The organism is Blautia sp. MSK20_18 (assembly GCF_020553125.1).
Taxonomy (GTDB): Bacteria; Bacillota; Clostridia; order Lachnospirales; family Lachnospiraceae; genus Blautia_A; species Blautia_A fusiformis.
Genome location: NZ_JAJCGR010000006.1, coordinates 60,888 through 76,138, shown reverse-complemented (window position 1 = coordinate 76,138; position 15,251 = coordinate 60,888). Strand labels below are relative to the sequence as shown.

Genomic DNA, 15,251 nt, shown 5'->3' with positions numbered 1-15,251 from the left:
TTATGAAAAAACAAAAACATGGTTTCTGGGTATTTATCTTTTCCCTGATCCCCGGTGCCGGGGAAATGTACATGGGATTTAAAAAACAGGGACTTAGCATTATGCTACTGTTCTGGGGATCGATCGCACTGGCATCCATAACCGGTCTTGGATGGCTGGCCATGTTTCTCCCGGTGATATGGTTCTATAGTTTTTTTAATGTCCATAATCTGAAATCCCTGTCAGAAGAAGAATTCTACTCTGTAGAGGATAATTACATTCTTCACATGGATCAGCTTTCCGGTGATATGGGAAAATTCTTACAAAAGCATCAAAGTGCAGCTGCATGGATCCTGATCCTGTTTGGTATCTGCATCCTGTGGAGTCGTTTCACAAGTCTTTTGTACTTCATTGTACCGACTAATATGGTCGACTATGTATACAATATCTGCAACAGCCTTCCGCAGATCATCATTGCTGCAGGTATCATTGCTGCAGGTATTTATCTTCTTACTCAGCAGAAAAAGAAACTGAAACAGGAAACCGAAACAAAAGAAGAGCATTACTGGGAACCCTATCGTCCATATCAGCAGCTGACAGAAAAGCCTGTTCATACTTCTGATAACTCCGACAAAGATACAGCATCTGAAGCTTCTTCCATTTCTGATCCGGAAAATACCGATTCTAATTCATCCACAAAATAACAGAGAAAAAAAGATCCACTGTCAGTTTCCTGACAATGGATCTTTTTATATGATTTAAATTTACTGCTTATGTGTTACCTTAAGACGTGTCATCGCTCTCGCAAGTGCCATCTGGTTCATATGATACTCCTGGATGCTCTGTTTCTGACGAAGCTGCTCTTCTGCACGTTCCTTTGCTTCCTGAGCACGGCGGATATCAATCTCGTCCGGACTCTCTACGCTGAGGCAGAACAGCTTGGCACGGTTATTGATCATCTCAACAAATCCGCTGCTCACAGCAAACACATACTCATTACCGTCAGCATCCTCAAAACGCATCTCACCGGGAATGATGGCAGCTACAACATTCGCATGATGGGCAAGAAATCCCTGCTCACCATCCACTGCCGGGATAATAAGCTTCTGAGCACGTCCTGCATAAGCCAGTTTATTGCTGGCATATATTTCCAGGCCAAATGTCTCACTCATAGCTGCTCCTTACTGCCGGTTCTCCTCGGCTTTTGCTTTTGCAATTACATCATCAATGGTTCCAACATTAAAGAATGCGTTCTCCGGATAATCATCCATCTCGCCGTCAATGATCGCCTTAAATCCGCGGATCGTCTCTTTCAGAGGTACATATTTACCTTTGATACCGGTGAAGTTCTCAGCTACATGGAACGGCTGGGAAAGGAACTTCTGGATCTTTCTTGCACGGAATACTGTCTGCTTATCTTCCTCTGAGAGCTCCTCCATACCAAGAATAGCAATGATGTCCTGAAGTTCTTTATATTTCTGAAGGATCTCCTGTACTCTACGTGCAACCTCGTAATGTTCCTCACCAACAATATCTGCCTCCAGGATACGGGAAGTAGACTCAAGCGGATCTACGGCCGGATAAATACCCTGCTCAACGATCTTACGGGAAAGAACGGTTGTTGCATCCAGATGGGCAAATGTTGTTGCCGGAGCCGGGTCAGTTAAGTCATCGGCCGGTACATATACTGCCTGTACAGATGTAACAGAACCTTCCTTGGTAGATGCGATCCTCTCCTGAAGCTCACCCATCTCAGTTGCCAGTGTAGGCTGATATCCTACTGCGGACGGCATACGTCCAAGCAGAGCGGAAACCTCAGATCCTGCCTGTACAAAACGGAAGATATTATCAATGAAAAGAAGTACATCTCTGTGCTCCTGATCACGGAAATACTCTGCCATGGTAAGTCCTGTCTCAGCAACACGCATACGTGCTCCAGGCGGCTCGTTCATCTGTCCGAACACTAAGGCTGTCTTTTCAAGAACACCGGATTCCTTCATCTCTGTCCAAAGGTCATTACCCTCACGGGAACGCTCACCGACACCGGTGAAAATAGAATATCCACCATGCTCGGTAGCGATATTCTGGATCAGCTCCTGGATAAGGACTGTCTTACCAACACCGGCACCACCGAACAGACCGATCTTACCACCTTTTGCATATGGAGCAAGAAGATCGATAACCTTGATACCTGTTTCCAGGATCTCAACTGCCGGTTTCTGCTCCTCAAATGAAGGCGGATCACGATGGATGACCCAATGCTCTTCACCGTCCAGAGAATCACCGCCATCTACGGTATCTCCAAGAACGTTGAACAGACGACCAAGTGTTTTATCTCCAACCGGAACCTTGATACCGCTTCCGGTAGCTGTTACTTCTCTGTCTCGCTGCAGGCCCTCGCTGGCTCCCAGCATGATGCAGCGTACGATATTATTTCCAAGGTGCTGGGACACCTCCATAACGCATCTCTTACCGTTGTTCTCGACTTCAAGGGCATCCTTGATATCCGGAAGCTGTCCGTCTTCAAAAACAACGTCTACAACAGGTCCCATAACCTGTACGATCTTACCTTTATTCATAGTCATCACTTCCTTTTTTGTGCTTTAGCACCGCTGATAACCTCAGTGATCTCCTGGGTGATCGCAGCCTGACGTGCACGATTATACTGAATGGAAAGATCCTTCAGCATCGCCTTCGCACTATCTGTAGAGGACTGCATTGCTGTCATTCTCGCACTGTTCTCACTGGCATATGCCTCTACAAGACATCCATAGATCACACCTGTAAGGTAGTTGGGGATCATAGTATCCAGAAGCACATCTGCAGACGGAGATAACACGATCTCCTCCTGATAAATATCTGCCGGGATCTGACCCACCTTAAAATCAGCCTTTTTCAGCGGTAAAAGCTGCATATTCACATTTTCCATTGCCATCGCATTCAGCATCTGTGTATAGACAATGTGAATTTCATCCAGCTCTCTTTCAAGAAATGCCCGTACGATCTCTTCCGTGATAAGGCGTGCTCTGTGCATAGTCGGCTTCTGCACGGTATAATGAAAACCGCCGTCCATATCCACATCTCTCTTGCCGAAATACTGACGCCCTACCATACCAAGGACATACAGCTTGTGATGTCCCGGTACCTCTTCCATGAAATCTTCTGTCATTTTCTGTACATTATGATTGTATGCACCAGCCATACCTTTATCACCTGTAATGACAATGGTACCTACCTTTCTTTCATCCTTCGGAACAAGATGACGCTCACTGAAGAAAGGATGCTGGATGTCCGGCATATGACGGAGGATCCTGGCAATGGCAGCCTGCATATTATAGAAATATGGTTCCGTGTCCTGCAGGATCTTCTTGGCCTTCTGCATCTTGGAAGAAGAAATCATGTACATCGCATTGGTGATCTTCATGGTGTCCTGAATGCTTTTCATACGAGTCTGTATTTCTTTTGCATTTGCCATATCAACACCTACCTGCTCTTATCTCTGAATTCTTCTGCCGCCTTTACGATTTTCTCTACAAGCTCATCAGAGAGCTGCTTTGTAGTCTCGATCTCTTTGCCGATCTCAGGATATACATTATCAAAGTACTCCAGAAGATCCTTCTGATATTTCTTGATCTCTTTCTTTTCTACATCTACCATCAGCTTGTGAGTCGCAACGCAGAGAGTAATTACCTGCTGATGAAGACTTAACGGGCTGCAGAGCGGCTGTTTCAGAAGCTCCATCAGACAGCTTCCGTATTTCAGCTGTGCAGTTGTAGCCTCATCCAGATCTGAACTGAACTGGGTGAACACTTCCATCTCTCTGTACTGTGCCAGGTCGATACGTACACTACCGGAAGCTTTCTTCATAGCCTTGGTCTGTGCAGCACCACCAACACGGGATACGGAAAGACCAACATTGACTGCCGGACGCATACCTGAGAAGAACAGATCACTTTCCAGGAAGATCTGACCATCTGTGATGGAAATTACGTTTGTAGGAATGTATGCAGATACATCACCGGCCTGTGTCTCGATGATCGGAAGTGCCGTAATGGATCCGCCGCCTGCCTCTTCACTCAGACGGCTGGAACGCTCCAGAAGTCTGGAATGAAGATAGAATACGTCACCAGGATATGCCTCACGTCCCGGAGAACGCTCAAGCAGAAGTGACAATGCACGATATGCCACTGCATGCTTGGAAAGATCATCATATACGATCAGTACGTCTTTACCCTGATACATGAAATACTCTGCAAGAGCAGTACCAGCATAAGGAGCAATATACTGAAGCGGTGCACAGTCGCTGGCTGTTGCGGAGAATACGGTTGTATACTCCATTGCACCGTATTTTTCAAGATTGGAAACTACCTTTGCAACGGTAGAAGCTTTCTGTCCGATGGCAACATAGATACAGATCACATCCTTACCTTTCTGGTTGATGATCGTATCGGTTGCGATGGATGTTTTACCTGTCTGTCTGTCGCCGATGATCAGCTCTCGCTGTCCACGGCCGATCGGGAACATGGAATCAATGGAAAGGATTCCTGTTTCCAGAGGTACAGTTACAGACTTACGGTCGATGATTCCAGGAGCCGGGTTCTCGATCGGGCGATATTCCTCTGCCTGGATCTCTCCCTTTCCATCAATAGGCTCACCAAGTGCGTTCACGATTCTTCCGATAAATTTATCCCCTACCGGAATACCTGCCTGCTTGCCAGTTCTGGCAACCTTGGTGCCTTCCTTGATTCCTGTATCCTTTCCGAAAAGAATACATCCCATGCTGTTGGCACGGACATCCTGTACCATACCTTTCAGACCATTCTCGAAGGTCACGACCTCACCGTACATGGCATGATCGATGCCATAAACAGTTGCGATACCATCTCCCACGGAGATGACAGTGCCTACTTCCTGGTCCTTGCTGATTTCGTCATAGTTCTTTATTTCTTCCTTGAGAATCGAAATGATTTCATCTGGATTTATTGCACCCAATTCAATTTCACCTCCGGGTTAATTTCTGTTTCAGTTTCTTATAACGTCCGATGAGGCTCCAGTCGTACTCACGATCTCCTGCCCTGAGAACAAATCCACCTACAAGGCTTTTATCCTCTGTAAGGGTAAGTTCCACTTCTCTGGCAGAAAACTGGCTACGGAGAAACTCCTTCATCTTATTTTCCTGCTCTTCGGCAGGACGTGTTACATAAAGAAGCTCTGCCTTGAGAATTCCTTTCTGTTCCCGGCTGTAAGCATCATAAGCTTCAAGGATCTCTCCGATTCTGTCAACCTTCTGATACTTACACGTTACTTTAAGAAAACTCTTCATTTCCTGCGGAAAAACCCGCTCTATTACCTGTTCTTTTTCTTTGAGGGAAACAAGTGGATTTTCAAGCATCTTACCTATCTCAGGTGTATTCTTAAAAATCCTTCCTGTTTCGCAGATTGCCTCCCCCGGGACAGAAAGACCGTATAATGCTTTTGCATAATTAATGGACGTCTCTGTCATGAGGATCACCTGCTCCTTCTAAAAACTGGTCATATAGGGACATATCCTGTGCTTCGTCGTTCTTTTTTCCCATGATTCTGGATGCTGCATCCATTGCCAGCTCAGCCACTTTGCCTTCCATCGCTTTCATAGCAGCTTCCTGCTCAGTGCTGATATCTCTTCTTGCTTTCTCAAGAATCTGACCAGCCTGATCATTAGCTCTCTTCACGATGCTGTCTGCCTGTACTTTTGCCTCGTCCTTAGCCTGCTCTACAATACTGAAGGATTCCTCCTTCGCAGATTTCAGTGCATCCTCATACTGTCCTTTCAGCTGGTTTGCTTCAGTAGTTGTCTTCTCTGCTGAAGCAAACTGCTCATCGATCATAGCTTTTCTCTTCTCCATAACACCAATGATCGGGCCGAAAAGGAACTTCTTCATTAAAAGATAAAGAACGATCAGGTTTATAATAGTAAAGACAAGGTTGATATCAATTTTAATCACCTGGTCCACCTGCCTCTCTTAATCCTGAATTAGTATCTCGTCTTTACCTATTAGCCAAGCATGATGATGATCAGAAGACCGATTACGAAACCGTAAATAGCTGTTGCCTCTGCAAGAGCACATCCAAGAAGAAGTGCTTTACTGATCTTGCTCTCTGCCTCCGGCTGTCTTGCGATAGCTTCTACTGCTTTAGATGTTGCAAGACCGATACCAATACCTGCTCCAATACCTGTAAGAACTGCGATAGCTGCACCAATTGCGATTAACATAGTTTTTTCCTCCTGTAAAATACAATTTTTTTCATTTTTAGATCAAGCGGATCTTCCGCTTCACTACTCAATTGCTTCCTTAATGAACAAGGATGTTAAGAATACAAATACATACGCCTGTATGAATCCGTCGAAGAAATCAAAATACAGGCTGAATGGTATGGGAAGAATGGCCGGACAAACAAACTCCAGCAGCTTCATAACTACGAAGCTTCCCAGAACATTACCGAACAACCGCATGCAGAGAGATGTAGGTCTGATCGCTATTTCCAGAATGTTGATCGGAAGCATGATCGGAACCGGCTCCGCAAAGCTTTTCAGGAAACCCTTCAGTCCCCTTTTATGAAAGCCTGCATACTCGATCAGAATAATGCTCATCAGCGCCAGCGCAATGGTAACATTCATGTCCTTCGTTGGTGGTGTAAAACCAAATACGCCTGCGATATTGGCTATTCCGATGTAAATTACGGTTGACATCAAATAAGGCACATACTGTTTGCCTTCTTCTCCAAGGATACCCATGAAGAAATCCTGAAGAAAACTTACCCCGGTCTCCAGAAGCAGCTGCTTCTTACCCGGATTTTCCACACTGAGATTCCGAACTAAGATCAGAGACAGAATCACAAGAACCGCCATGATGACCCATGTGACTACCACGCATTCTGCAATTGGTATTCCACCAAACGCCGGAATGGTAAAGGCTGTCTTACTGTTTAGTTCTTCTGCCAGTGTACTTGATAAATCTCCCGTTTTTCTCCCTCCTTTTCTCTTGGCGCTGATCGTATCTTTTTATAATTGGTATGACCACGCCTTGTAGTTGACTTTATTTTACTCCGCATTTCCAGAATGTCAATATTATTTTTGCCTGTTTTGCACAAAAAAGAATCTGTTTTTTATACAAAATATACAATTCATTTCAATTAACCTTGATCCGACTTCCTGCGTACAGATACTTCTCCATAAGAAAGCAGGGTTTCTGAACCATCCTGTTCTCTCACAAGAAGCCTTCCATCTGGTGCTATGGATTCTGCATAAGCTTCCCTTGTACACTGTCCGTCTGTGATCACGATCATGTTTCCAGGAATGATATTATTTTCTGTATATTCTCTGGAAAGTCCCGGAGTCTCCACTTCCATGAGAAGCTGATTGACGATCTCCGCCACAAGAATACTGCAGTTTATATGCTCTGCGTCATTCCTGTTTTCAAATAATGCTCCAGCCGTTTCCTGTATATCTTCAGGAAACCCATCTTCCGGCATATACAGATTCAAACCAATTCCTACAACTGCAAACTCAATGTTCCCGCTTTCAAAGTCTGTAACAGCCTCTGTCAGTATCCCACACACTTTCTTATTATGAAAATACAGATCATTGACCCATTTGATCCCAAGGTCGATCCCGCAGATTTTCTTCACTGCACGGCACACTGCAGTTGCCGCCGCTGTAGTGATCAGGAGTCCTTCCTTCAGAGTTCGGTCAGGTCTTAGAACGATACTCATATAAAGTCCTGCATTTTCAGGAGAATAAAAACTTCGGCCTCTTCGGCCTCTTCCGCTTTTCTGTCTGCGCGCCAGTATCAGTGCACCATGACCTGCTTCTCCTGAAAATGCAGCCTCCTTGGCTGCCCGGTTTGTAGAATCCAGTTCTCTGTATATTTTTACAGGGACATCCGGATGATCGAGGTAAAGCCGTATTCCTTCTTCCGATAAACGGCTGCCTCCTCGAAGCACATAGCCTTTGTTTGGTCCAGCTTCTATGGTATATCCCTCTTCACGAAGGGATTTCACAGCTTTCCAGATGGCTGCCCGTGTGCAGTTTAGTTCTGCTGCTGCCGCCTCTCCGGATATCAGTTCATTCTCGTGCTGCTCCAGAAGCTTCAGCATTCTTGCTTTTACAGTCATATCTTCACCGTCCGTAATCTGCCTGAAATGGCAAAATTTATTCCCTCCTAAGAGTCGAAAGCATTATAGCACTTAAGCATCGCGATGTCTATTATCTTTTTTACATATGCTATCTATATTATTTTTATATTTCAGATGCAGCTATTATATGATTTTTCTCATTTTTGTCTGTTTTCATTTATTTTTTTATATATTATTTCTGTTGAAAACCTGCAGACTCAGGAGTGAATTTTCCTGAATCTTTATTATATACAGATTTTCTTTATCATATATTTATCATTTGTAATTAGAAAGACTTTTCTCAAGAAATTCCCGGTACTTATCGCGAACCTCATCCGGTGACGCGATCACCGCATCCGGGCCAAGACTGGCTATCCAGCCAAAGAACTGGTCACTGATATTTACACGAACCAGTGTTTTGAAATATTCAGGATCCTTCCTGTGTATCATAATATCTCTGCCAAACCGATCCAGCACCACCCCGACCAAGCGGTTATGTGCTTCCAGACATATGGTTACTTCTCTGCCGCCAAACATCCCGAAGGTCCTGGATGTCAGCTCCCCTATATCATAATTCTCAAAAAATTCTCTGCCGCGTCGCACCTCCTTCTCTATACGGATCTGCTGGAGCTTATCTACCTGATACTGCTTAACCCTTCCACACTTCTCGTCGTAAGTGATCAGATAATACTCCTCATTCTGCCATACAAGTCCCCAGGGACTGACCGAATATCGTTCTCCCTCATTCTCCGGACGAAGCTTCTTCTCCACAGTCCATTCACAATATTGAAAAGAAATCTGCCTGTCCTCAGTTAATGCACGCTGGATCATATCAATACTGTAATACACATTCTCGTTTATAGTCCGGATACGGTTCTCTGCAAATCCCTGTCGCCGCAGCTGTCTGGACTCATAAACACTGGCAAGGCTCTCCAGCTTCCTGATCAGCTGTCGGGATTTCCCATTGGTGATACATCTGGAGGACTGTACTGCATCCACCAAAAGTCTCAGCTCCGGAAGCTCAAATTCCCGACTGGCAAGATAAAAACCGGCCGGGTGCTCCCGCCGGTTCAGGATATCCATTCCAAAATTCCGCAGGGTTTCAATATCATCATAGACAGTTTTACGCTCTGCACTGATCCCCAGACTATTCAGATAGGCGATCAGCTCCTTCACGGACATCGGATGCTCTTCGTCCGTCTGCTCCAGAAAAATGCGCATCAGATATAAAATTTTAATCTTCTGGTTAAAGACCCTTGGCATCCTCCCTACCTCCGTTCTATTACTTGTCTGTCAGTGATGCTACCACTGCAAAATATAATACCATGAATGACAATACAACAGCAACGATATCTGCTCCGCGGAAATCAAAATTAAACAGCATCGCCCCGCCAAGCATGATCTCCATTGTAAGAAGTGCGCCCAGTACCATTGCCATTCCTGAGGAAAGCTTCTGTCTGCCGCAATGTCCGTTCTCAGCTTCCACATATCTTCCTTCTGCCAATACTGCCTTCCTGCTGCTCTCTGTATTCCACATAAGATCCATCCTCCCTGTCCTATGTTCGTCTCACGATTTATCGAACATATTTTCCAAACATATTTTCTGTATGTTTGCATTATATCTCATTTTTAGTCCAATAAAACGGTATAAATATGGTTTTTCCGAACATTTGTTTATTTTATACAAAAATATGTTCGTCTTTAAGATCCACAAAAAAAGCCTGCCGTAAACGACAGACTTGTAAAATGTAACACTTTGAAAGGGCATTTGAAATCCCCAATGATATCTCCTCTTACATCATTCCCGCAAACACAGACGCACCTACAACCGTAAGCAATCCGGCTACGGCAATGGCAAGGCTACTCATAGCTCCTTCTACCGGTCCAAGCTCCATGGCTTTGGCTGTTCCGATAGCATGGGCAGATGTTCCAAGTCCAAGACCTCTTGCGATCGGCTCCTCGATCTTTGCGATCTTGTAGACAACCTCTGCAATCATATTTCCCAGAACTCCTGTGATGATGATCACGGCAACGGTGATGGTCACGATACCGCCAAGCTCCTCGGAAACACCCATTCCGATAGCAGTTGTGATAGACTTCGGAAGCATGGTGACATATTCCTGATGATCAAAGCCAAACAATTTCGCCATAAGCAGAATGCTGCAAAGCCCGGCCAGCGTTCCGGAAAAGATCCCGGCAGCCACTGCCTTGAGATTTTTTTTCAGCAGATGGATCTGCTCATAAAGGGGCACTGCCAGACAGACTGTTGCCGGGGTCAGCAGATAGCTGATATATTTTCCACCTTCATTATAATCATCATAATCAATATGGAAGATCAAAAGAACACCGATAACACAGATGATCGAGATCAAAAGCGGATTAAAGATCGCCATTTTAAACTTCTTTTTCAGGATCAGACCGATCTCATAGGCGATCAGACTTATCATTGCTCCGAAAAATGCGGAGTTTTTTATGAATTCCATCATTTTTCAGTTCCTCTCTTTCCCATACGTATCACTCCCTGTGTTACTTTTCCTGTTACGACCATTACGATCACCGTGCTGATAAACGTCATGATGAGAACCGGTACACAGATCGGTTTCAGAGTACTCCAGGCTGTGATCAGTCCCGCACCAGCCGGCACAAACATCACCGGCATGATCTCAACCAGAAAATCTGCCGCACCTTTGACCTGATCCAGCTTCAGAATACCTGTGAGCAAAGCCACCAGCATAATGATCAATCCATAGACACTGGCCGGTACCGGAAGTGGAAGAAAGGTTTTCAGTAATTCTCCAATGACGGAAATCAACAGGATGATGCTGAACTGCTGCACATGCTTCATGTTGCATCCCTCCTGATTCATGTAAAGCGCATATTCACATTTTGCTTTACTGCATACTCATGAACGCAGCTGCGTTCACAGTCTGCGCTCAAACGAATTTTTCAAAAGTGGTAAGACCACTTTTGTTTTAAACGTTTTTTTATTATACGCTACAAATCCAAAATTACAAGGATTGTATCCAATAAAATACAAAAAATCCTTTTATGCATCAGCGTATTCCAGTAATCTACAGAAACAGATCTGCATAAAAGGATCTATAAACAGGGTTATGATCATTTCCTGGAATTTTCCGCCAAAATTATTTTTTCCATCTGATATTTGCCATCCTCCACAGTCATCACCGCCATGGTAACCTCTCCGCCAAAGCGGCTTCTTCCACAGCTTCCCGGATTCAGCCACAGTCTGCCATCGATCATCTTCTCAAAATATTTGTGAGTATGCCCGAAGATGACCACCTGTGTGTCCCCCAGCTCCCACGCAACGTCTTTTTTGTTATGGACCATAAAAAATTTCACGCCGCCAATGGTAAAGCTTAGACTGGTGCGGAGATTTTCCGCCCAGTCTTTATCATTATTTCCACGGACCACATAGAGATTTCCCATGGAACGCAGTACATCCAGGATCTCATCTTTATTGACATCTCCGGCATGAAGAATGTATTTGCAGTCTTTTAAGATTTCCAGTACCTCAGGCCGCAGAAGACCGTGAGTGTCTGATATAATGCCGATTTTTTCTTTCATGATCTCTATCCTGCTCCAATCCTTTATCATTATCGCCTTTTACCTTTTGCAGCTCACGCTATGACCGGCAATACTCTTCACAATACATAAATATTTAACAGCTGCTTCTTTTCACACCATTTCAGAAATTTTCTTAATTGGATCAAGCCGATATTCGCAATCCCGCAGAGGACTTACCTGCTTCGCTTAAAACAATTCTATTTTTCCATATTCTCCGTCAGATCCCGGTTTCCGCACCACTTCTCCTGCACGGAGCCGCCGGATGCCTTCCGCCAGAACTTCTCCGCCGGCTTTTCGGATATCTTCCGGCGGAACCTCTCTCAATATGGTAAATTCCGCACCCAGTCTTTCAAGCATCGCCTCGTACTGTCCCTGAACTTTTTTGCTTGCCGTGGAAAATCCCATGCAGGCGGAGATCACCTCCGGCAGCGGCATCAGGCTTTCATAAGGGCGGCCGCTTTCCGGCATGACCGCTGAACTCTCGTCACGATCAGATAACTGCAGGATCCGGTGATCCACACCCATGGTCAGCTTCTTTCCGCAGACCGGGCAGATACCGTTATACATTTCTGCTTCTTTCGGGCTCAAGCACACGCCGCACTTCCGGTGCCCGTCAAAATGATATTTTCCTTCTTCCGGAAAAAATTCAATCGTCCCTTCAAGACCTTTTCCGTTCTGCACTGCATCCCACAATCCCTGATAGGAAAGCTCTATATCCAGAAGGTCCGCTTCCCTTCCCAGCTTCGACGGTGAATGTGCATCCGAATGGGACACCAGCTGATAGCCATCCAGCGCCGAAATCTGCCAGTTCATCGCCGGATCTGAAGAAAGTCCTGTCTCCAGGGCATGGATGTAAGGTGTCAGTTCTTCAAAGCATTCTTCTATGGTATCAAATCCGGACTTCGCCCCGAACAGAGAAAAATGTGGGGTCCAGATATGCGCGGGGATATAGATACCCTCCTCACTGACCTCCAGCATCATTTCCAGAAGGTCATGGCAGGGCAGCCCCAAAATAGGACGTCCGTCTGAATGGATATTTCCGATCTTTTCCAGCCTTGCGGCAAAAGCATCTGCCTCATTGAATCCCGGAAGCAGGATCAGGCTGTGCACCTTCCTGGTTTTTCCGCCTTTTTTATAGATGGAACTGATCTCACCGGACAGTACGAACCTGGGTGCTTTTCCAGGATAGCGTGACGCCTCCGGCAAAACATATTCATCTTTCAGCCGGAACAGTCCCTGTTCCGCAGGGATCAGCTTCGCCTTCAACTCCTGCCGCCAGATGGGATGTGTCATATCTCCGGTTCCAAGGAGTGTGATCCCTTTTTTCCGCGCCCAGAGATCCAGCATCTCCGGCGTGCCATCTTTGCTGGTTGCCATGGAATATCTGGAATGTATGTGCAGGTCTGCGATCTGTTTCAAAACTTTTCCTCCTGTATCATCTTTTCCTCTGTCCACATGTACATCCTGTCTTTTTAACAAAAACGCAGACAAAGAAATTACCGTCTTCTTTGTCTGCCTGAATGACCGGATCGTATATAACTCACCAGAAATCCATCTGTAACATGATCAGATATCTTTATAATACGATGGTGATATCACATCATACTCCCTGCAGGAGCATCCGTTCTCATAGCTGTCACAGCAGTCACAGTTGGAACAATACATATGCGCGTCATTAATATAAAATAAACCGCCGTACTGCATGGAAGTGCGCTGATTCTTGGATTTCTTCTTGCTGTTGTCGTAGTAGGCTCCGTTGGGGATCATCATATTCTCCGGGGAGAAGCTGCTGAAATCAAAGAAATGGGATTCCGTACCATGATGTGGTACCTTGATACACCAGTAATGCTCATGAAGCGGAATCCTCCCATCATAGTTTTCTGCGATCATCCTCATGTACTGTGGCTGTACATCTCCGGTAAACAGAAGATTCAGCTCTCCGTCGCCGGTATTCTGAAATGCCAGACTGATCTTGTGGCGGAACTGACGCAGAAAATGCCCCTGTTTTTCCGCACTTTCCAGAAGTGCCTGAAATTCTTCGGTTGCCTGTAATTCACGGAATTTCTTTTCCAGCTTTTCCGGTTTAAGGCGACGTGCTCTCTCTTTTTCGGCTTCTTCCGGATCCTCTGCTGTAACCTCAGCTGCTGCGCCTGTATCTTCCATTATAAGCTCCAGCTTCTCCTGCGTATATCCTTCGTTTTCCCCACCAGACTCTGTCTGTCCTTTCAAAGAGTTCCCGGTTTCCTCTGTATCCTCTTCCACCAAAGATGCCTCAGACAGTGGAGCAGATTTCTGCTCTGATTCCGGCATCTCCTCTGTCATGGACAGGAACAGCTGACGTACCTCCTCCGCAATGTTCACAAGCTCGGTCATTGCGTTTTCATGATTCTCGATCAGGGAATTAAATACGTCCTCCGTTTCCCGGCTGACTTCCCTGAGATCCGGCCAGAGCACTGTATATTTTCCCTCAAACTCTGAGCCTCTGGATAAAAGGTCGATCTTTACCCTTCTGGCGCAAAGAGCTTCTGCAAGGGCAAAAAGGCTGACACGTCTTCCGGGAAGGCTGGCCTTTTTTGTCACATCCGCAAGGAGCAGAAGCGCCAGTGTGTATTTCATTTCCGGACCGGAAAATACATCCGGAAGATAGATCTTTTCAAATTCGTAGGCATCTCTTCGGTAACGCATCATATAAAGCAATCCGGAAACATGGTCCGGATGAAAATGTGTCAGAAGAAGATTTTTTTTGCGGATGGTGGTAAGGTCTGAGATGATCACGTCAAAAACTTCTCTGCGCGGCCGTCCTTCGATCTTGCTGTTGGCTGCTCCGAAATCCACAAGCAGGCTGCTTTTTCTGTCACGAATGCAGAAACAGTCCCCGAATCCTACATTGTACATTCGTATTCTCATTTGTTTTTCCTCTCTCAGAACCAGATCTGCATATCATACCAGGTTGCTCCGCCGTGGCAGGAGTCTGCAACGCCCAGTTTCTTCAGTCCGTGGCTCTCATAGAATGGAATCATATGCTCCTTACAGGTAAGGATCAGGGCTTTTTTTCCACGCTCTTTCGCAAGGTTCTTGAAGTATTCCACAAGTTCTCCGGCGATTCCCTGATGACGGTATTCTGGGATCACGTTCAGTCCGAATACGGTCTGGATCTCTCCGTCTTTTTTATGAAGAGTGATATCATGATAAAATTCGTCCGGAAGTACCGGTTTATCTGTGGTTCCTCCGTTGATAAATCCTACGATCTGATCGTTCTTTACCGCTACTACAAAGTTCTCCGGGAATGCTCCCATACGGTTCACAACGTCCTCATGGCTTGCTGCTTCCGCAGGTGGGAAACAGATTGCCTCGATTTCTGCCAGACGGTCTGCCTCCTTTGGATCTGCCAGTCTGATCTGTAAATTTTCTGCCATTTTTTGTGGTCTCCTCTATATTATTTATTCCGTTTTCATTCGGTTTTGGTTCTTTTTTAATTATATCGGGTGAGGGAAAATGCGTCAACGTGTAACATACAAAAAAGCCCTCAGTAT

General features: G+C 45.5%; 17 protein-coding genes and 1 pseudogene. 1 reads left to right on the top strand and 17 read right to left on the bottom strand.

Translation table 11 applies throughout. The features are described 5' to 3' along the window. The first annotated feature begins 2 nt into the window (after nucleotides 1-2). Nucleotides 3-683 (top strand): hypothetical protein, encoded by a 681-nt coding sequence (locus LI091_RS05565; protein ID WP_015525583.1) that lies wholly within the window; start codon nucleotides 3-5, stop codon nucleotides 681-683. Between the two features lie 60 nt (nucleotides 684-743). Here LI091_RS05565 and atpC read toward each other — a convergent pair whose 3' ends face one another. The 17 genes and pseudogenes from atpC to LI091_RS05480 form a co-directional block, all read right to left on the bottom strand. After that, nucleotides 744-1,151 carry an ATP synthase F1 subunit epsilon gene (gene atpC, locus LI091_RS05560; RefSeq protein ID WP_015525582.1) on the bottom strand — a complete coding sequence of 136 codons (408 nt, stop codon included), beginning with the start codon at nucleotides 1,149-1,151 and terminating at the stop codon, nucleotides 744-746. Nucleotides 1,152-1,160: 9 nt separating this feature from the next. Beyond that, nucleotides 1,161-2,558, bottom strand: coding sequence for a F0F1 ATP synthase subunit beta (gene atpD, locus LI091_RS05555; protein ID WP_015525581.1), 1,398 nt, complete (start codon nucleotides 2,556-2,558; stop codon nucleotides 1,161-1,163). 5 nt (nucleotides 2,559-2,563) lie between these two features. Next, complete coding sequence (gene atpG, locus LI091_RS05550; RefSeq protein ID WP_022427144.1) at nucleotides 2,564-3,454, bottom strand: ATP synthase F1 subunit gamma; 891 nt, start codon at nucleotides 3,452-3,454, stop codon at nucleotides 2,564-2,566. Nucleotides 3,455-3,462: 8 nt separating this feature from the next. Next, nucleotides 3,463-4,971 (bottom strand): F0F1 ATP synthase subunit alpha, encoded by a 1,509-nt coding sequence (gene atpA, locus LI091_RS05545; protein WP_021652816.1) that lies wholly within the window; start codon nucleotides 4,969-4,971, stop codon nucleotides 3,463-3,465. A 7-nt stretch (nucleotides 4,972-4,978) separates the two neighbouring features. After that, complete coding sequence (gene atpH, locus LI091_RS05540; protein WP_265190922.1) at nucleotides 4,979-5,482, bottom strand: ATP synthase F1 subunit delta; 504 nt, start codon at nucleotides 5,480-5,482, stop codon at nucleotides 4,979-4,981. Then, nucleotides 5,463-5,963, bottom strand: coding sequence for a F0F1 ATP synthase subunit B (gene atpF, locus LI091_RS05535; protein ID WP_022427145.1), 501 nt, complete (start codon nucleotides 5,961-5,963; stop codon nucleotides 5,463-5,465). Before atpF ends, atpH begins: the two co-directional genes overlap by 20 nt. A gap of 50 nt (nucleotides 5,964-6,013) precedes the next feature. After that, the gene (atpE, locus tag LI091_RS05530) at nucleotides 6,014-6,232 is read right to left on the bottom strand and encodes an ATP synthase F0 subunit C (RefSeq protein WP_021652814.1); all 219 of its coding nucleotides are present in this window, start codon (nucleotides 6,230-6,232) and stop codon (nucleotides 6,014-6,016) included. A 63-nt stretch (nucleotides 6,233-6,295) separates the two neighbouring features. Then, complete coding sequence (locus LI091_RS05525; RefSeq protein ID WP_084449196.1) at nucleotides 6,296-6,961, bottom strand: F0F1 ATP synthase subunit A; 666 nt, start codon at nucleotides 6,959-6,961, stop codon at nucleotides 6,296-6,298. Nucleotides 6,962-7,152: 191 nt separating this feature from the next. Further along, nucleotides 7,153-8,133 (bottom strand): biotin--[acetyl-CoA-carboxylase] ligase, encoded by a 981-nt coding sequence (locus tag LI091_RS05520; RefSeq protein ID WP_015525577.1) that lies wholly within the window; start codon nucleotides 8,131-8,133, stop codon nucleotides 7,153-7,155. 276 nt (nucleotides 8,134-8,409) lie between these two features. Beyond that, nucleotides 8,410-9,396: a helix-turn-helix transcriptional regulator gene (locus LI091_RS05515; protein WP_161209140.1), complete on the bottom strand. Its 987-nt coding sequence runs from the start codon at nucleotides 9,394-9,396 to the stop codon at nucleotides 8,410-8,412. A 19-nt stretch (nucleotides 9,397-9,415) separates the two neighbouring features. Continuing rightward, nucleotides 9,416-9,670 (bottom strand): hypothetical protein, encoded by a 255-nt coding sequence (locus tag LI091_RS05510; RefSeq protein ID WP_059086214.1) that lies wholly within the window; start codon nucleotides 9,668-9,670, stop codon nucleotides 9,416-9,418. A gap of 256 nt (nucleotides 9,671-9,926) precedes the next feature. Further along, complete coding sequence (locus LI091_RS05505; protein WP_161209142.1) at nucleotides 9,927-10,619, bottom strand: LrgB family protein; 693 nt, start codon at nucleotides 10,617-10,619, stop codon at nucleotides 9,927-9,929. Beyond that, nucleotides 10,616-10,978 carry a CidA/LrgA family protein gene (locus LI091_RS05500; protein WP_015525571.1) on the bottom strand — a complete coding sequence of 121 codons (363 nt, stop codon included), beginning with the start codon at nucleotides 10,976-10,978 and terminating at the stop codon, nucleotides 10,616-10,618. Before LI091_RS05500 ends, LI091_RS05505 begins: the two co-directional genes overlap by 4 nt. Before the next feature lie 272 nt (nucleotides 10,979-11,250). After that, nucleotides 11,251-11,718 (bottom strand): metallophosphoesterase family protein, encoded by a 468-nt coding sequence (locus LI091_RS05495; protein WP_161209144.1) that lies wholly within the window; start codon nucleotides 11,716-11,718, stop codon nucleotides 11,251-11,253. Between the two features lie 189 nt (nucleotides 11,719-11,907). After that, nucleotides 11,908-13,095: pseudogene (locus LI091_RS05490) on the bottom strand (endonuclease Q family protein); the annotation flags it as partial. Between the two features lie 189 nt (nucleotides 13,096-13,284). Next, complete coding sequence (locus LI091_RS05485) at nucleotides 13,285-14,625, bottom strand: MBL fold metallo-hydrolase (RefSeq protein WP_227588445.1); 1,341 nt, start codon at nucleotides 14,623-14,625, stop codon at nucleotides 13,285-13,287. A gap of 14 nt (nucleotides 14,626-14,639) precedes the next feature. Further along, nucleotides 14,640-15,134: a GNAT family N-acetyltransferase gene (locus LI091_RS05480; RefSeq protein ID WP_173722330.1), complete on the bottom strand. Its 495-nt coding sequence runs from the start codon at nucleotides 15,132-15,134 to the stop codon at nucleotides 14,640-14,642. Nucleotides 15,135-15,251: the final 117 nt, after the last annotated feature.